We start from the raw sequence: 18,255 nt of genomic DNA on the forward strand, positions 1-18,255 counted from the left end.
TGCTCGTTCTGGCGCTCCTCTAAGCCTCGCCGTGATCAGCTGCCAGCCGCAACGGGCAGGGCGGCGATGACCGCGCGAAACCAGCGCTGCGCCGGATGCGCGTCATTCCGCCGGTGCCAGGACATGACGAAAGGCACGGGCGCCAGATCGATAGGCGGCGCCCAGGCGATCAGATTATCCGCCTGGCCGGAGGCATCGACGACACCTTCCATCAATGTCGCGATCATGTCCGACCGGGCGACCAGCAGCGGCGCCGCATACATATGCGGCAGGGTCAGTGCCAAGCGCCGCTTCAGACCCCACTTGGCGAGAGCCATATCGACATGACCGAAACGGTCGTTCTCAGGCGACACCAGCAGGTGCCTTAGGCTCAGGAAGGTCTCGAGATCGAGCGGCGCCTTCGCCAGCGGATGATCCTTGCGCAATATGCAGACGAACCGCTCTTCGAAAAGCGGCTGCGTCAGGATCCGCCCTGCCGCTGCCGAGGGAACGCCGATCGTCACATCCGCTTCGCCGGAATCCAGCATGTCAATGGCGTCGTCGCGGGCGCTGAAATTCCTGACCTGCAGCGTGATGCTGGGCGCGCGTGCCGCAAGCTGCTGTATCAACTGCGGCAGTAGGACGAAGGCCGGGTGATCCGATAGTCCGAGTGTGAAGGTGAGGGTGGAGGCCTGCGGCTCGAAGCGCTGCGTAAACGCCAGCGTCTTCTGGATTTCCGCCAGCGCCTGCTGCAGTGGCCCCGCCAGATCGGCCGCCCGCGGGGTCGGCTGCAGCCCGTCCGGCCCGCGCACGAACAGCTCATCCTGAAACAGTGCTCTCAGACGCGAGAGCGCCGCGCTCATCGCCGGCTGGGTCCGCCCGATACGGATGCCTGCCTTGGTGACGCTGCGCTCCTGCATCAGTGCGTCGAAGGCGACAAGGACATTGAGATCGATGCCGTGTAAATCCATGCCGTGGATGAATGCACATATCAACTATCGATTTCAAGTATGACGGCACCCGGCGTAGCCTCTGGTCATTCCAACCACCCAGCCAGGGAGACGACCATGCCATTCGCCAATTTCAAGGTTCCGCAGGGCACGATGAGCGCCGAACAGAAGGAAGACCTCATCCACAAGACGACAGCCATCTTCGTCGGCTATTTCGGCGAGGGCGTGCGGCCCTACACGATGGTTCTCGTCGATGAGGTGGTCGATGGCGGCTATGGCCGTGCGGACGAAACCTTCACCATCGCCAAGATGCAGAAGGAGCGGCAATAGCCGCAGACCAAGGCAGGCTGGCGGCGTTGTCCGCCAGCCGCTTTCGTCAGATCCAGAGGTCGCTCTTCGCCGTCCGCTCGCCGCCTTCCTCGCCGGTGTTCAGCGTACCGCGCGGCTCGATCAGCAGCATCTTCACCTCGGAAGCGGCATAGGGCTTATGCTTGATGCCCTTCGGCACGACATACATCTCGCCGGGGCCGATCGACACCGCGCCATCGGGAAAATCGATCCGGAGAACGCCCTCAAGCACGATGAACGCCTCGTCGGTCGTCGGATGATCGTGCCAGATGAAATCGCCCTCGATGCGGACGATCTTGAACTGGTAGTCGTTGAGTTCCGCAATCACCCGCGGCTGCCACTGGTCGCTGAATTTTGCGAGCTTCTCGGCGAAATTGATAGCGTTATATGTCTTGGTCGGCTGGTCCATGCTGATCTCCATCTTGCCGGGGCAGTGTAGATCAGGGCTCACAGACGGTCTTGTACATTTGTGCCGGCGTTTACTGCGCCCAGTCGAACGTCAGCGTCTGCAGGTCGAGCCAGGCATTGCCGCCGCCGAAGTTGAAGCCGCCGAGATATTCCTCGAACTCGATGTAGTACGGGCTGATATCGGGGATGTTCTGCGCCGGGCGCATCGAGCCGCCGATATGATCGGGCAGGTGATCCGCCGCCCAGGCATGCTCGCGGTAATTCTCTTCCTCGACCTCGTCGCCTTCCCAGTAATAGAAGGCCTGGTATCCCGTTTCGGCCGCTGCCCACTCGTCACGCGGCGCGATGCCGGCATTTGGGTCTTCGGCGCGCGGTGTGATGTCGAGGGCGCGGTTATAGGCGAGGTCGGCATGATCGGTGTCGCCGAGCATCTGCAGCAGCCCGTAATTCTCCGTCTGATCGTCGAGATAGACCGCAGCAGTGCCGCGCGCCAGCCATTCGGGCCGCCGGATGCGGTCGCGGTATGCGTTGGGCCGGAGACGCGGCGGCTGGCAGAAGGGCGCGTTGAATTCCTCCTCGGTCAGCAGGATCACCGCATGCGAGCGCCCGAGGAAATCCGCCATCCGGTGAAGGCGGGGATGGCGAAGCCGCTCGCTCATCCAGAAGGGATAGAGATCGCCATCACTAGGCTCGCTGGCGTCAGGATCGGCAATCAGCGCCGCAATCTCGTCGACACGTCCTTCGTCGTCGTCATGAGCGCTGCCGAAGAAGGAGAGGGCAACGATATCGGCCCCGAAGCCGCGATATTCAGGCGGCAGCAGCAGCGTGAAGCCGTGCTGCAGCGGATAGCCGGTATTGGCATCCAGCGGCCACTGTTCCTCGACGATTCCAGGCGGCAGGCCGAAACACCAGCCACCGCCGCGCGGCCCTTCCTCGGAAACCGGTTGCGGGAGGACTTCGATATTGTAGGCCTTCACCCGTCTCTCCCAACGTCATCCTCGGGCTTGTCCCGAGGATCTGCAGTTTCACGATCCGGTTCGCTCGGTAGATCCTCGGGACAGGCCCGAGGATGACGGCTCGATACCTGGCTATCCTGATATCTTCGAGAAATCGGCCACGGTGCCGGTCGCCTCGCGGATCAGGCGCAGTAGCGCCAGACGGTTGGCGCGGACCGCCGCGTCCTCGTCGTTAACAAGCACGTCTTCGAAGAACCGGTCGACAGGGGCGCGCAGCTTCGACAGCGCGGCCATCGCCGAGCGGAAGTCCTCGTTGACGATCGCAGCCGAAGCCTCGGCGGAGGCATGGGCGACGGCCGCATGGAGTTCCTTCTCAGCATCGAGCTTCAAGAGCGCTTCCGAGACACCGTCGGCAACGACGGTGCCCTTCTTCTCTTCGGCGGCGAGCAGCTGGGTGGCGCGCTTGGTGCCGGCCAAGAGGTTCCTGCCGTCCTCGGAGGTGATGAAGGCGGTCAGCGCCTCGACGCGGCGGGCAACCATCAACATGTCGTCCGTCTCCGGCGTCAGCACGGCATCGATCAGATCGTAGCGGGCGCCCTGATCGCGCAGATAGACCTTGAGGCGATCGTGGAAGAACGACAGCAGGTCGAGCTGACGCGACAGGTCCACGCCTTGCTCAGCCCTCGGTACGCCGGCCTTGTCGGCGATGTCGTCATCGATCCGGCCCATATGGCTGACGATGCGCGGCAGCAGCGTCAGGCGGACGTTCCGCTCCAGAATGATGCGGATGACGCCGAGTGCGGCGCGGCGCAGCGCGAACGGGTCCTTGGAGCCGGTCGGCTTCTCATCGACCGCCCAGAAGCCGATCAGCGTGTCGAGCTTGTCGGCCAGCGCCACGCTGATGGCGATCTTGTCTTCAGGCACACGGTCGGACGGGCCCTGCGGCTTGTAGTGGTCCTCGATAGCGGTCGAAACAGCGCTGTCTTCGCCCTGCAGCACCGCATATTTGCGGCCCATGACGCCCTGCAGTTCCGGGAACTCGCCGACGGCTTCGGTGCGCAGATCCGCCTTGGCGAGCACGACTGCCCGGTCGATGAGCTTGTGGTCGGCGCTGAGCGGAAAGGCGATCTTCGCAGCCATCGCCCGCATGCGCTGCACCCGCTCGCCCTGCGTCCCAAGCTTTGCCTGGAAGGTGACGTTGAGTGCATCGAGCTTCGCCATGCGCTGGTCGAGCGGCTTTTTCAGGTCGAGATCGAATGCCTTGGCGGAGGCTTCCAGCGTTTCCAGATCGGGCAGGTTGCCCTGGTCGCGCTTCCAGAAATGCAGCGCGTCGGAGAGGCGGGCGCGCACGACCTTGCCGTTGCCGTGGATGATTTCCTTGCCGCCGTCGGTCGCCTCGATGTTGGAAATCAGGATGAACTTGTTCGAAAGCGTCTCCTCACCCTGTTTGCGGGTGACGAAGCACTTCTGGTTCGTCTTGATCGTCAGGCGGATGATCTCGGAGGGGATCGACAGATAGTCTTCCTCGAAGGCGCCCATCAGCACCTGCGGCCATTCGACGAGGCCGGAAACTTCTTCCAGCAGGCTTTCGTCCTCGACCAGCTCAAGACCGCTGGCAAAGGCCAGATTGGCGGCGTCGGAGGCGATGATCTCCTTGCGGCGCTCGGCATCGAGAATGACCTTGGCCTTCTCCAGATTTGCGACGTAATCGTCGAACCGCCGCACGGTGATGGCCTCGGGCGCATGGAAGCGGTGGCCGTAGGTGATGTTCGAGGCGACGATGCCTTCGATCTCGAACGGAATGACCGTGGTTTCTTCGTGCTCGGTGCCGAAGGTGCAGACGATCGATTGCAGCGGACGCACCCAGCGCAGCGAGCCGGGCTTGGCCGACGCCTTGCCCCAGCGCATGGGCTTCGGCCACGGGAAGTCGCGGATGATGCCGGGCATCACGCCGGCGATGATCTCTTCAGCGTCACGGCCCGGGCGCGAGATGACGGCGACGTAGAAATCGCCCTTCTTCGGGTCGCTCTGCACCTGCGCCTCGGAGATCGAAGCCAGCCCGGCGCTGCGCAAAAAACCTTCGATCGCCTTTTCGTTGGCGTCGGTGCGCGGGCCCTTCTTTTCCTCGCGCACATCGGCGGAGCGCGCCGTCAGGCCGCGGATATCGAGCGTCAGGCGGCGCGGCGTCCAGTATTCGCGCGCACCCTCATAGGAAAGACCGGCTTCGACAAGCGCATCGGTAACGAGCTTCTTCAGGTCGCCGGCAGCCTTGCGCTGCAGACGGGCCGGAATTTCCTCGGAGCGGAGTTCTAGAAGCAGATCAGGCATGTCACTTTTCCTTGCGTCACCGGGTCCGGGACGGTCCAAAACGGTCGCCTCTGCTACCAAAGAATGCCGCGTCTGCACAACCGCAAAAACGCCGCGCGGTGGGGGAGGGTGGGGCATTTCGTCGAGGGTGCGTCGATTGCGGGCTTGGTGGGCGTGACACCCCCCTCTGCCCTGCCGGGCATCTCCCCCACAAGGAGGGAGATCGACTCGTTGCGCGCATCTCCCCAAACAACCAAGGCTGGAGCGAGTGGGTGCGCCCAGCCAATCTCCCCACCTGTGGGGGAGATGCCCGGCAGGGCAGAGGGGGCTGCCACCCGCCCAAAGCCAGCTTTGACAATCCCTTTCCACTGTGGAAACCGCCCTCGGGCATTGCCTTGCCGTTTTTCGCCGCTATGGTCCGCCAACTTTCGTCAACGATCAGGGAATCCCATGGCCGCAGACCTTCGCTCGCTCTCCGCCGTCATCGCCTCGGAAATCAACGCCCGGCCGGATCAGGCCAAGGCGGCGATCGAGTTGCTGGACGAGGGCGCGACGGTTCCGTTCATCGCCCGCTACCGCAAGGAAGTGACCGGCGGCCTCGACGATACCCAGCTCAGAAACCTCGCCGAGCGGCTGGTTTATCTGCGCGAACTGGAAGCGCGGCGCGACACCATCGTCGAGTCGATCAATTCTCAGGGCAAGATGACCGACGAGCTGATGGGCAAGCTTTCCGGCGCCGCCACCAAGGCCGAGCTCGAAGACCTCTATCTGCCCTACAAGCCGAAGCGCCGCACCCGCGCCGAGATTGCTCGCGAGCGTGGCCTCGGGCCGCTCGCCGAAGCCATCCTCGCTGATCGCACCAGGGAGCCGGCAACGCTGGCCGAAGGTTACATCACCGCTGACGTCCCCGACGTGAAGACCGCGCTCGAGGGCGCCCGCGATATCGTTGCCGAAGGCATTGCCGAAAATGCCGATCTGCTTGGCAAGCTGCGCGCCCATATGCGCAGCGCAGCCCTGCTGAAAGCCAAAGTCGTCGATGGCAAGCAGGCCGCTGGCGAGAAATTCTCCGACTATTTCGACCATTCCGAACGCTGGGCAACCGCCCCCGGCCACCGCGCGCTCGCCATGCTGCGCGGCTGGAACGAGGAAGTGCTGACGTTGACCATCGAGGTCGATGCCGAGACCGCATCGCCGAACAAGCCGGTCGAGCGGATGATCGCCATCGCCTACGAGATCGGCAACTCCCGCCCCGGCGACCGCTGGCTCATGGATGTCGCTACCTGGACCTGGCGCGTCAAACTCTCCATGTCGCTATCGCTCGATCTGATGCGTGAGCTGCGCGAGCGCGCCGAGGAAGAGGCGATCCACGTCTTCGCCCGCAATCTCAAGGACCTGCTTCTGGCGGCGCCTGCCGGCTCCCGCGCCACGATGGGCCTCGACCCGGGCATCCGCACCGGCGTCAAGGTTGCCGTCGTCGATGGCACCGGCAAGGTGGTTGCCACCTCCACCGTCTATCCGTTCCAGCCGAGAAACGATGTGCGCGGCGCCCAGGTCGAGCTTGCCTCGCTGATCCGCAAGCACAATGTCGAGCTGATCTCGATCGGCAACGGCACCGGCAGCCGCGAGACCGAGAAGCTGGTGGCCGACATGCTGGCCGAGCTTCCGGGCACGAAACCCACCAAGGTCATCGTCTCCGAAGCCGGCGCATCCGTCTATTCGGCATCGGCAACCGCCGCCGCCGAATTCCCGGATCTCGATGTTTCCTTGCGCGGTGCCGTCTCCATCGCCCGCCGCCTGCAGGATCCGCTCGCCGAGCTCGTCAAGATCGAGCCGAAGTCGATCGGCGTCGGGCAATACCAGCACGATGTCGATCAGGGCAAACTCTCCCGCTCGCTCGATGCCGTCGTCGAAGATGCCGTCAATGCCGTCGGCGTCGATCTGAACACCGCCTCAGCACCGCTGCTGTCACGCGTTTCCGGCCTCAGCCGCTCGATCGCCGATTCCATCGTCGTCCACCGCGATCAGAACGGTCCCTTCGAAAGCCGCAAGGACCTGCTGAAGGTCGCCCGCCTCGGCAACCGCACCTTCGAACAGGCCGCCGGCTTCCTGCGCATTCCTGACGGCAAGGAGCCGCTGGATGCCTCGTCGGTGCACCCGGAAGCCTATGGCGTCGCCAAGAAGATCGTCGCCGCCTGCGGCCGCGATCTGCGCTCGCTGATGGGCGACAGCGTCCTCTTGAAGGGACTCGATCCGCGCAAGTTCATTGACGAACAGTTCGGCCTGCCGACCGTCAAGGACATCATCTCGGAGCTGGAAAAGCCCGGCCGCGACCCGCGCCCGAGCTTCAAGACCGCGACCTTCGCCGAAGGCGTCAACGAAATCTCCGACCTGAAGCCCGGCATGATGCTCGAGGGCACGGTCACCAATGTCGCGGCCTTCGGCGCTTTCGTCGATATCGGCGTGCATCAGGATGGCCTTGTCCACGTTTCCCTGCTCGCCGACCGTTTCGTGAAGGATCCGCATGAGGTCGTCAAAGCCGGCGATGTCGTGAAGGTCCGCGTCGTCGAGGTCGATGCCAAGCGCAAACGTATCGCTCTTTCGATGCGCAAGGACGATGGTACAGCACCCCCGCCACGAGGCGAGCAGCGCACGAACAACGCGCCCCGGTCGCAGAATTCTTCGCGCCCTGCGCCGTCAAAACCCGAGAGCCAAGGCGCTTTTGGCGCCGCGCTGGCCGAAGCGATGAAACGAAAATAAGCACTTAGGGCTGATAATTGCAAAAATGTCACACTTTGGCAGCGTTGTTGCCAAAGTGCTAAACTGTGCGCTTGTCAGACACGAGAGAGCTATTAAGTTGATGTGACCGTCCTGTCACATTGCGAGGCCTCATCATGGCGTCGGGATTCCTGTCGATTGTCCAGAAAATCATCCGCAAGGGTAATCTGAAGCTTACACTCGCCAACGGCGAGACACATATTGTCGGTGATGGTAGCGGCGATCTGGTCACCGTTCGCATCGCCGATGAAGAGGCGGAAAAGCTGATCCGCCGCGACCCCACCCTCAAGCTTGGCGAAATGTATATGGATGGCCGGTTCATTCTTGAACACGGCAACATCTACGACTTCCTCGCCATGGTGAAGCAGAACACCACCAACGAGATCTTCGATATTCCGATGGCGGCGCTTCTCATCGGCCGCATCGCCCTGCAGCAGCTGAAAAGCCGTCTGCCCGTCAATCACAACAAGCGCAACGTCGCCCATCACTACGATCTGTCGGAGCGGCTGTTCGAGCTGTTCCTCGATGAAGACTGGCAATATTCCTGCGCCTATTTCGATCCGCCGGGCATCAGCCTGGAGGAGGCGCAGGTCGCCAAGAAGCGTCATATCGCCGCCAAGATGCTGCTGCAGCCGAACCAGCGCGTGCTGGAGATCGGCTCCGGCTGGGGCGGCATGGGGCTTTATATCGCCGAGGCGACGCCGGGTCTCGACCATACCGGCATCACGCTCAGCGAAGAGCAGCTGAAGATCTCGCGCGACCGCGCCGAAAAGCGCGGCCTTGCCGATCGCGTCCGCTTCGAGCTGCAGGACTACCGGACGATGCGGGCGCAACCCTTCGACCGCATCGTCTCCGTCGGCATGTTCGAGCATGTCGGCATCGGCAATTTCGCCAATTATTTCCGTAAGGTGCACGAACTTCTGGCCGATGACGGCGTCATGGTCCTGCATTCGATCGCCCGCCCGAAGCCGAGTTTCGCCACCAACGCCTTCATCGAGAAATACATCTTCCCGCAGGGCTATATCCCCTCGATCGGCGAAACCATTCCGGCGATCGAGAAAGCAGGGCTGCTGGTCCGCGATGTCGAAGTCCTGCCGCTGCATTACGCCTACACGCTGCGCCACTGGCGCGACCGCTTCGTTGCCCGCAAGGCCGAGGCAGTGGCGCTCTATGACGAACGCTTCTTCCGCATGTGGGAGTTCTATCTCGCCGGCTCCGAGATCGGCTTCCGCTGGGACGAGCTGTTCATCATGCAGATCCAGATCACCAAGAACCAGTATTCGACGCCCGATAACCGCAATTACATTCCGGCGGCCGAAACGAAGCTGAAGGAATTCGAGGCGGTGCGTCCGCCTTTGGAAAAGATTAGCTTCTGACAATCGAGCGCGGCCATCGAGCCGCGCTTTTCGCTTCAAGGATCATTGTTGTCATGGCTAGCGCCCATCCCGAAATAACCCTCGTCCGCCACGGCGAAACCGAATGGAGCCTGTCCGGCCAGCATACCGGCCGCAGCGATATCCCGCTGACCGCCAAAGGTGAAGAAGCCGCTCGCGGCCTCGCCGCCCGTCTCCAGGGCGTTCCGGCATCCGCCGTCTGGTCAAGCCCGTCGCAACGCGCCCGCAACACCTGCAGCCTCGCAGGCTTCGGAGCCAACGCCGTCATCAAGGATGATCTCGCCGAATGGGACTACGGCGCCTATGAAGGCATCACCACCAAGGAAATCCTGAAAACCCGCCCCGGCTGGCAGCTCTTCCGCGACGGCTGCCCGGACGGCGAAACCGCCGCCGACACCGGCGCCCGCGCCGACCGCATCATTGCCGGACTGCGCGCGCTGAACGCTCCCGTCCTGATCTTCTCGAGCTCCCATTTCCTCCGCGTGCTGGCCGCCCGCTGGCTCGGCCTGCCGCCGGAAGACGGATCGAAATTCGTGCTGGATACGGCGAGCGTCAGTGTGCTGGGTTATGAGCACGACCTGACCGAGCCGGTGATTCGGCGATGGAATGGGAGGTAATCTACGCCCTCCGTCATTCCTGTGCTTGTCATAGGAATCCAGCCGACGCGCGTCTGCGCGGCGAAAAACTACTTTGGATCAATGGCTGTGCCCGCAGCCCCCTCATCCGCCCTTCGGGCACCTTCTCCCCCCAAGGGAGAAGGGACGATGAGGCTGACGCTTGCGCCGACTTCCCCTCTCCCCTCGGGGAGAGGGTAGGGTGAGGGGGCTCCGGCACGAGGGAGTTTCATTTACGCTTTCGGATGGCATCATGGTAGACCCTCACTCCCAAACCGCAAACCCGCGTCCCCATGCCCGCTTGACCCGCCGCGCTCACCGTCGCTAGATGCCCCCATGCAAAAGATCGACGGACTGAACGGGCGAGTCGCCGACGCGCCTTCGGATAATTGGGTTTACCGGATCCTGCCACCCTGGCTCTGGCCCTATGCGCAGCTGGCGCGCTGGGACCGGCCGATTGGCTGGCAGTTGCTGATGTGGCCGTGCTTCTGGTCGGTGGCGCTTGCTGCCAATGCGGCGGCGATGCAAGGCAGCTTTTCCGGCGGGCGCACCGTCTATCATCTGATCCTCTATTTCATCGGCGCCGTCGCCATGCGCGGCGCGGGCTGCGCTTACAATGATCTCGTCGACCACAAGATCGACATGGAAGTGGCGCGCACCCGCTCGCGGCCGCTGCCATCAGGCCGCGTCACGCGCACGCAGACAAAGATCTTCATCGTCCTGCAGGCCCTCGTCGGCCTGATCGTGCTGCTGCAGTTCAACTGGTTTGCCGTCATCCTCGGCATCCTGTCGCTCGGCATCGTGGCGCTCTACCCCTTCGCCAAGCGCTTCACCGACTGGCCGCAATTCTTCCTCGGCCTTGCCTTCTCCTGGGGCGCTCTGATGGGCTGGGCAGGCATTTTCGGCAGCCTGTCGCTCGCCGCCGTCCTGCTCTACATCGCCTCCGTCGTCTGGACGATCGGCTATGACACGATCTATGCGCATCAGGACAAGGAGGATGACGAGCTGATCGGCGTCCGCTCCACGGCGCGGCTGTTCGGCGACCGAACCCGCCAGTGGCTGATCGGTCTCTACGGCTTGACGCTGGCGCTGATGCTGCTTGCCTTCGTTCTGGCGGGCGTCGGGCCTGTTGCCTATCTCGGCCTGGCGATCGCCGCCGGCATGTTTGCCTGGCAGATCGTCAAGCTCGACATCAACGATGGCGACCAATGCCTCTATCTCTTCAAGTCGAACAACCGCGTCGGCCTGATCATCTTTGCCGGTCTATTCGTCTCGCTGCTTTTGACGCTGCCCTGATCAAAACAGAAAACCCGGCGCAAGGCCGGGTTTTCTGCTTGAGCTCTCGCCGCGATTAGTTGCGGGCGATGATTTCCTTGCCTTCGATCTTCATCGAAACGCCAAGCTTGCCGGTGGTGCGGCGCACCAGGAAGCGGGGGCGGCGGTTGGCGAAATAGGAGTGGCGGCGGCGCGGCTTCATGTGGCTGGTGCGCAGATCACCGAGATGTTCTTCCAGCGGGCGGGCAACGCCATCGGCCTCGACCATCAGCATCGGAATGCGGAAGGCTTCCGACCAGCCGCGCCAGTCGGCGGCGATGTCGCCGAGGTCATGGGCGACCAGCAGGGGAACACAGAGATCGGGATCTTCGTGGTGGAGTTCCAGGGTCACGGTCACTTCGCCGTCACCATGGTCGATCGCCCGGGCTGCAACACCCTTGAAGGCGCGCTTCGGCAGGGCGATGGAGAGCGGCAGGCCGCTGGAGGGGAGAACCTTGCGCAGGATCGCGCCACGTTCGTCGATCGTTATGTTGACGTCACCGGAGGCGTCATGGATGGCGTAGCTGACCTGCTGGGGAAAGCGCGACGGATCGAGGCGCAGTGTCGTACCAGCCCATGCGGGCTTCATAACGGTGTTGTTCATGTTCATTTCTACCCTTGTCTTACCTGAGAGCCGGTTTCCGGTCTTCTCCTCGGGGCTTTTTCGCCCTCTATGGCTCGACAATAGGCGCGGCCTCTTCCGGACCGCTTAAAATTTGCGGTTAAGAAAACGCTGCCTTTCCTGATGGTTATCAAAATCGAATGTGGCAGGGTTTCTGGAATGTGAACGTTGTCTCATAAGAGCATGTGCCATAACGGCACCCGCGTCGGTAAGCCTCAAGTAAGCTTTAAGTGGCAAAATCGAGACAGCATATCCCGTTATTCTTTTAGGTATTTTCCCGAAAAGGGCGCTCTCGATGATTTCATCTTCCGTTGCTTACGCGATATTGTCGAAAGATATGAAGACGAGCCTCGATCGTGTCGCATCCCAGTCGACCGTCAAGAGCAATGCCGATTACTATGCGGCGAACATCAACAAGGTCAAAGACGTAGACGATTTTCTCGGCAACTATAAGCTCTACAGTTATGCCATGGACGCCTACGGTCTCAGCGACATGACCTATGCCAAGGCCTTCATGAAGAAGGTTTTGGAAAGCGATCTGACCGACGCCAACAGCTTCGCCAACAAGCTGGCCGATTCCCGTTACAAGACATTCGCCGCCGCCTTTAATTTTCACACGGCAGCGCCACAGGCCCAGACCTCCTCTCAGGAGGACGATATGATCGGCCTCTACACGCAGTCGTATCAGGATAGCGGCAAGGACGCCGCGACCGAGTCTGCCTATTTCAAATCGGCGATGCGCGATGTGACGAGTGTCGATGATCTGGTCGGCGATCCGCGTCTCAAGGACTTCGTGTTCAAGACCTTCGGCATCGACGGCACTTATGTGTCGAACAGCTTCCTGAAGAATGTTCTGACGAGCGACGTCAGCGATCCGAACAGCTTCGTCAATATGCAGGCCAACGCCAAGTATCAGGATATGGCCAGCTATTTCAATTTCGCTGCCGACGGCACGACCGGTGCGACGCCGCAGCCGCCGCAGACGGCCACGCAGCAGACCGATCTGGTCAGCCGCGCCAATGCCAACGGCAAGGACTATTTCCAGTCGGCGATCGGCAGCATTGCCAATGTTGATCAGTTGCTGTCGGACCAGAAGCTCAACAATTTCGTCCGCGCGGTCTACAATGTCGGCAGCACCGTTTCGGATGCCGACCTGAAGACTTATCTGACCGATCCGACGGAAGCCGCGGCCAAGGGCTACACGACCCTCAACTCGGCCTTCAGCTTCAATGCCGATGGCAGTGTCAACGGCAGCGCGCAGACCGCCGCGCAGACGGTGACCGCCGCTACCCGCTTCGATCAGTCCACGGCTTACTACAAGCGGATCATGGAAACCGTGACCGGTGCCGACGATATCGTCGCCGATCCCGGCTTGTCCTCCTATGTGAAGGTCGCCTTCGGCGTGCCGATGTCGATGACCGACGAGAATGTCACGAAGCTGCTGACCGACCCTGCTTACGCGGCTTCGGTCGGCGCGCCCGATGCGCCCTCGGCTTTCAATTTCAATGCCGATGGTTCGACGGTCGGCGCGGCGCAGACGACCGATCAGAAGAACGGCATCCTCGAGAAGTACACACTGAACTCTCTGCAGAAGGTCGTGGACTACGACGACGCACCAGGCGAACCTGACGACGTCTATTACGTCACGCCGGCGGCGGCGGCCTTCAACAAGTCCTATTTCGAAAAGACGATCAAGACGATCACCAACGTCGATCAGTTGATGGGCGACGACCGCATGACGTCGTACATCAAGGCCGCCTACAGCCTTGGCAGGCATGGCTATGGTAGCGGTCTTGTCGACGGGCTTGATAATACCGGCCTGCGCCAGGTGTTGGTCAATTCGGGCCTCGCCGGCCAGCTTGGCCTCACGGAGCTTCACGACGCCTTTAACTTCAATACGGATGGGACGGTCACGTCGCCCGATGGTGCCCAGAGCGCCGCGGCTACCACGCAGACCTCGACGCAGTACATGAAGCGCTACGACGATGAAGCCAACGACTTCATGGATGACATCACCACAAACTACAAGAACCTCATCACCTCGAGCGTCGGCACAGGGACGTTCTCGGACGTCAAGAATATCAACGACTTCCTGCGCGACAACAAGCAGATCGACTTCAGCAAGAGAAACGACGACCTTCCCGACATGTATCATGTCGCGCTGCAGGCCTTCGGCTTGACGGAAGCGGACCTCCCGAAGTCGATGGCCCGCAAGGTGCTGACGAGCGATGCCTACGATCCGAAGGGCTATGTCGCTTCCTTGAAGGATGAGCGCATCACCAATTTCGCCCGCGCCTTCAACTTCGGCAGCGATGGCAAAATCGGTCAGCATCTGGCGCCGCTCTCCGACGCGTCGATGGCGAAATACGCGACCAACTACAAGTCGCACCTGCTGATGTTCATGGCTGACGGTCCGGCCAAGGACAAGGCATCGAAGGATGCGGCGAAGGACGTCGATGCGTTCGCCAAGGGCATGGACGATGTGAAGTCGCTCGACGACTTGCTGGGCAACAGCAAGCTCACCGACTTCATACTCAAGTCCGTCGGTCTCGACCCGAAGGACTACAAGAAGGATACGCTGAAGAAGATCTTCACCTCTGATCCCGCCGATCCGAAGAGCTATCTGAACACCAAGGCCGATACCAAGTTCAAGGATATCGTCGCCGACTTCAACTTCGACAAGGACGGCAATCTGACGCGCTCCAAGCTCGGCGCGGTCCAGGACCAGGGTGCGCTCGACCGCACGCAACAGGGCTACCTCGCGCAGACGCTGGAAACGCAGCAGGGGCAGAACAACGACGGCACCCGTCTTGCGCTCTACTTCACCCGCCAGGCGCCGAACATTACCTCGCTCTACACCATCCTTGGCGACAAGGCGCTGTTCCAGGTCGTCCAGACGGCCTTCAACTTGCCGAGCCAGGTTTCCAGCATGGATGTCGACAAGCAGGTGGCGATGCTGCAGAAGTTCATGGATCTGAAGGATCTCGGGGATCCCAAGAAGGTCGACAAGCTGGTGAAGCGCTTCACGGCAATGTACGACATCCAGAACAGCACGACCCAGGCGCCCGCCCTGCAGATCCTGACGAATGGCGGAACGACCAAGGCGGCCGGCGTCCTCGGTTAATCGAGGCTGACGACCTTGCCGGGGTTCATGATGCCGGCGGGGTCGAAGGCGCGCTTGATGCGGCGCATCAGATCCATCTCGATTTCGGAGCGGATCGCGGCGAGCTCGTCGCGCTTCAGCTGACCAATACCATGCTCGGCCGAGATCGAGCCGCCATGGGCGCGCACGATTCCATGCACGATCCCGTTCATTTCATGCCATCGGGCAATGAAGGCGTTCTTGTCGGCGCCGATGGGCTGCGAGATGTTGTAGTGGATGTTGCCGTCGCCCATATGGCCGAAGGCGCAGATGCGCGCGCCAGGCATCGCCGCCATTACGGCCTCAGCCGCTTCCGCCATGAAATGCGGCATCCGCGAAACCGGCACCGAGACATCGTGCTTGATCGAACCGCCCTCGGGCTTCTGCGCCTCCGACATGCTTTCGCGCATGTGCCAAAGCGCCTGCTGCTGGGCAACCGATGAGGCGATCGCCGCATCCTGTACCAGGCCTTCCTCAAAACCTTTTTCCAGAAGCGCGTTCATCATCCGCTCGGCGGTTTCGGCCGAATCCGAGGTCGAGATGTCGATCAGCACATACCAGGGGTGCGGGCTTTCCAACGGATCGCGTACACCGTCGATATGCTTTCTGGTGATCTCGACACCGAAGCGCGGCATCAGCTCGAAGCCGGTCAGCGAGGTGCCGCAAAGGCTGCCTGCCAGATTGAAGAGCGCCAGCGCGTCCTCGACGCTGCCGATCCCGGCAAAGGCCACCTGCTTGCCGAGCGGCTGCGGGAAGAGCTTCAGTACCGCGCCGGTAATGATCCCGAGGGTTCCTTCGGCGCCGATGAAGAGGTCGCGCAGGTCGTATCCGGTATTGTCCTTCTTCAGCCGCCGCAGTCCGTCCCATATCTCGCCGGTCGGCAGCACCACCTCGAGGCCAAGGCAGAGCTGCCGCATATTGCCATAGGCCAGCACCGCCGTACCGCCGGCATTGGTCGACAGGTTGCCGCCGATACGGCAGGAGCCCTCGGAGCCGAGCGACAGCGGAAACAGCCGTCCATGCGCCTCGGCCGCCTTCTGCACTTCGGCGAGGATCGCGCCACCATCGGCCACTAGAACGTTGGCGACCGGATCGACGTCGCGAATCTTGTTCATCCGCTCCAGCGAGATGATGATGTCGGACTTGCCTTCGCGTGGCGTCTGCCCGCCGACCAGCCCGGTATTGCCCGTCTGCGGCACGACTGCGGTGCCGGTCTCGGTGGCAAGCTTCAGGATCGCTGAGACTTCACCGGCATTGGCAGGCTTCAGGAGGAGAGGGGAGGAGCCGTGATAGAGGCCGCGGTTCTCGACCAGGTGCGGTGCAAGTTCGGCCTCGCTGCGCAGTGCATATTTTTCGCCGACGATGGCGGTGAAGCGGTCGAGAAGTTCCGGGGATACGCTCATCGGGGCTCGGTCCTTGTTATTCGCGCGGTGCGGCAGCGCGCCTCAAGCGGTCGTTGATCGCCTCGCCAAGTCCCTCATCGGGGATTGGTGAAAACGCGATCGTTGCCGCGCCGCTGGCATCGGCTTTCTTCATATAGTCGAACAGGTTGGCGGCTGCCTCGGCCAGGTCGCCTGCCGGGCTGAGGTTCAGCTGGATCGCGGCATCTGCAATGCCGCGGATTTCAGCTCGCCCGAACAGGATTACTGCCTCGCCAGGCAGGACGGCATCGGCATCGAGCCGCACGGCGGCACCCGGCGCATAATGCGAGGCGAGCATGCCCGGCGCTTCGATCGCGGCTGAGGCCTTCTTCCTGCGGCGCAGGCGCTTGCCCGCAACGCGCTCGATGTCCGCGGCTGCCAGCCCGCCGGGCCTCAGCAGTGTCATCTCGCCGTTCTCGACCTTGACGATCGTCGACTCGACGCCGACGTCGCTTGCCCCCGCGTCGAGGATCAAACGGATCTTGCCGCCGAGATCATCGGCGACGTGGTCTGCGCTGGTGGCGCTGATCTTGCCGGATGTGTTTGCGCTGGGGGCGGCAAGCGGCTTTCCGAAGGTGCGGATCAGCTCGCCGGCAAAACCCTTCGGAACCCGGATCCCGACGGTGTCGAGCCCAGCGGTTGCCAGGGCATGAATGCCGCTCTGCTCTTTCAGCGGCAGCACCAGGGACAGCGGCCCGGGCCAGAAGGCCTCCGCCAGAAGCCGCGAGAGCGGATCGAAGACCGCATATTCCTCCGCCATCGCAAGGTCGGCCATATGGCAGATCAGCGGATTGAACTGCGGGCGGCCCTTGGTCTCATAGATCCGGGCAATGGCGGCGGGGTTGGTGGCATCGGCCGCAAGCCCGTAAACGGTCTCGGTCGGGATCGCCACCGGATAGCCTTCGCCAAGCACGGCAAAGGCTGCGCTGAGCGCGTCTTCCCGGCTTGCGGTAATGTCGATGATACGTGCCATGAACTGCCTATAATCTCAGGCAGTCCCTTATGCTCTTGAGCGCCTGCGATCAATATCAGAGCTGGCGAATGATTTCCCGGAGCTGTTCGTTGCGCGCGCCAAGCAGCAGCACGTTGCGGATCGCCGCCTGCGGATCGTCGGTGCGGAATAGCACGCCGTTGCCGCGCACCGACCGGTCGATCGTCATCTTCTCTGCCGTATGCTCGCCGGGCTTGATCGCCACGGCGAAATACATGCGCGAATACTGCATGTTGATCTTGTGGAAGAAGTTGTCGTTGTCGCCGATATCGGCATAGAAATTGGCGATATAGAAAGCCCAGCTGACTTCCTCGTAGCGCGCAAACTTGGTGCGCGAGGCCGTCACATGACAGTAGCCGAGATGCGGGCTGTCGCTGAGCGTCCGGTGAAACACCATCTTCGGGAACTGGATGGCCCGATGAAAGCCGTTTATCTGCTGATGTGCCTGGTTTCCTGCCGATTGCAGCTTGCGGCCGGTCTTCTCGGCAACTTCGTCATGCGTCAGGTAGCGGCGCTCTTCTGCCAGCCAGTGAGCGCGGTCACGGGTAATCTTTCCCGTCCGCAGAAACTCGGAATGGGGCGCCGCAGGAGCCTCCTCCGGTCTGGTTTCGTCCTTGGCGTCGAAATAGCGAAGTTTCGCCATGATCCGCATTCCCGCGTTTGTCTCTGCCACAAGAATAGGAGTTCATGCTTAATGCGCCCTTAAGGCCGCCAATGGCATCGACCCCCGAAAACTTGCAGTGCCATCGTGTCGTATCTGGGATAATATTGCCTTTGTGAAAGCGGAAAGCGGGCGGCGGCAGTTCTTCTTGTGATGTCGCAATCGAATGAAAAGAGTGGAAAATCCATCGGGGCTCCGATTTTCGCAGCCGCTCGTCATCCTGTCGTCAATTTCGAAGCCGATGTCGCTTTACAACCAAGAACCGGGGATGCCCGGTGCTTAAATGCCCCCATGACCAATGCTCCCGGAAGGGAGGGAAGCGATCGCTTCCGAAGCCATGCCTTTGATGGCTGAGCCGATTGCACGAGGATAT

Annotated in this window: 14 protein-coding genes; 6 read left to right on the plus strand and 8 right to left on the minus strand. The window is 61.9% G+C overall.

What is annotated here, in order from left to right; all coding sequences use genetic code 11:
• Positions 1 to 35 precede the first annotated feature (35 nt).
• Positions 36 to 950 (minus strand): LysR family transcriptional regulator, encoded by a 915-nt coding sequence (locus AB4Z25_RS09700; protein ID WP_112537127.1) that lies wholly within the window; start codon positions 948 to 950, stop codon positions 36 to 38.
• A gap of 96 nt (positions 951 to 1,046) precedes the next feature.
• On the opposite strand from AB4Z25_RS09700, the gene AB4Z25_RS09705 reads away from it, so the two are divergent.
• Positions 1,047 to 1,259: a tautomerase family protein gene (locus tag AB4Z25_RS09705; RefSeq protein ID WP_112386501.1), complete on the plus strand. Its 213-nt coding sequence runs from the start codon at positions 1,047 to 1,049 to the stop codon at positions 1,257 to 1,259.
• Positions 1,260 to 1,305: 46 nt separating this feature from the next.
• On the opposite strand, the gene AB4Z25_RS09710 is transcribed toward AB4Z25_RS09705, so the two are convergent.
• The 3 genes from AB4Z25_RS09710 to glyS form a co-directional block, all read right to left on the minus strand.
• Complete coding sequence (locus AB4Z25_RS09710) at positions 1,306 to 1,686, minus strand: cupin domain-containing protein (protein ID WP_112537128.1); 381 nt, start codon at positions 1,684 to 1,686, stop codon at positions 1,306 to 1,308.
• Between the two features lie 70 nt (positions 1,687 to 1,756).
• Positions 1,757 to 2,662 carry a hypothetical protein gene (locus tag AB4Z25_RS09715; protein ID WP_442207948.1) on the minus strand — a complete coding sequence of 302 codons (906 nt, stop codon included), beginning with the start codon at positions 2,660 to 2,662 and terminating at the stop codon, positions 1,757 to 1,759.
• 111 nt (positions 2,663 to 2,773) lie between these two features.
• Entirely contained in the window at positions 2,774 to 4,969 is a 2,196-nt protein-coding gene (gene glyS, locus AB4Z25_RS09720) for a glycine--tRNA ligase subunit beta (protein ID WP_442207949.1), read from the minus strand.
• A 429-nt stretch (positions 4,970 to 5,398) separates the two neighbouring features.
• On the opposite strand from glyS, the gene AB4Z25_RS09725 reads away from it, so the two are divergent.
• The 4 genes from AB4Z25_RS09725 to ubiA all read left to right on the plus strand — a co-directional run bounded on the left by AB4Z25_RS09725 (position 5,399) and on the right by ubiA (position 11,027).
• Positions 5,399 to 7,705: a Tex family protein gene (locus AB4Z25_RS09725; protein WP_112537131.1), complete on the plus strand. Its 2,307-nt coding sequence runs from the start codon at positions 5,399 to 5,401 to the stop codon at positions 7,703 to 7,705.
• A gap of 134 nt (positions 7,706 to 7,839) precedes the next feature.
• Positions 7,840 to 9,099, plus strand: coding sequence for an SAM-dependent methyltransferase (locus tag AB4Z25_RS09730; protein WP_112537132.1), 1,260 nt, complete (start codon positions 7,840 to 7,842; stop codon positions 9,097 to 9,099).
• Positions 9,100 to 9,152: 53 nt separating this feature from the next.
• Positions 9,153 to 9,734 (plus strand): histidine phosphatase family protein, encoded by a 582-nt coding sequence (locus AB4Z25_RS09735; RefSeq protein WP_112537133.1) that lies wholly within the window; start codon positions 9,153 to 9,155, stop codon positions 9,732 to 9,734.
• Positions 9,735 to 10,067: 333 nt separating this feature from the next.
• Complete coding sequence (gene ubiA, locus AB4Z25_RS09740; protein ID WP_112537134.1) at positions 10,068 to 11,027, plus strand: 4-hydroxybenzoate octaprenyltransferase; 960 nt, start codon at positions 10,068 to 10,070, stop codon at positions 11,025 to 11,027.
• Between the two features lie 55 nt (positions 11,028 to 11,082).
• On the opposite strand, the gene AB4Z25_RS09745 is transcribed toward ubiA, so the two are convergent.
• A complete protein-coding gene (locus AB4Z25_RS09745) occupies positions 11,083 to 11,649 on the minus strand; it encodes a DUF6101 family protein (protein ID WP_112386520.1) in 567 nt (188 codons plus the stop codon).
• 313 nt (positions 11,650 to 11,962) lie between these two features.
• Here AB4Z25_RS09745 and AB4Z25_RS09750 point away from each other — a divergent pair, with 313 nt between their 5' ends.
• Positions 11,963 to 14,791 (plus strand): DUF1217 domain-containing protein, encoded by a 2,829-nt coding sequence (locus AB4Z25_RS09750; RefSeq protein WP_112537135.1) that lies wholly within the window; start codon positions 11,963 to 11,965, stop codon positions 14,789 to 14,791.
• On the opposite strand, the gene AB4Z25_RS09755 is transcribed toward AB4Z25_RS09750, so the two are convergent.
• The 3 genes from AB4Z25_RS09755 to AB4Z25_RS09765 are packed head-to-tail and all read right to left on the minus strand — an operon-like array spanning position 14,788 to position 17,864.
• Positions 14,788 to 16,212 carry an FAD-binding oxidoreductase gene (locus AB4Z25_RS09755; RefSeq protein ID WP_112537136.1) on the minus strand — a complete coding sequence of 475 codons (1,425 nt, stop codon included), beginning with the start codon at positions 16,210 to 16,212 and terminating at the stop codon, positions 14,788 to 14,790. The two genes, AB4Z25_RS09750 and AB4Z25_RS09755, sit on opposite strands and share 4 nt — an antisense overlap.
• Before the next feature lie 16 nt (positions 16,213 to 16,228).
• On the minus strand, positions 16,229 to 17,203 hold the full coding sequence (locus tag AB4Z25_RS09760; RefSeq protein ID WP_112537137.1) for an L-threonylcarbamoyladenylate synthase: 975 nt from the start codon (positions 17,201 to 17,203) through the stop codon (positions 16,229 to 16,231).
• 55 nt (positions 17,204 to 17,258) lie between these two features.
• Entirely contained in the window at positions 17,259 to 17,864 is a 606-nt protein-coding gene (locus AB4Z25_RS09765; RefSeq protein WP_112386519.1) for a DUF6656 family protein, read from the minus strand.
• Positions 17,865 to 18,255: the final 391 nt, after the last annotated feature.

The organism is Rhizobium sp. RAF36 (assembly GCF_052114105.1).
Lineage (GTDB): Bacteria > Pseudomonadota > Alphaproteobacteria > Rhizobiales > Rhizobiaceae > Rhizobium.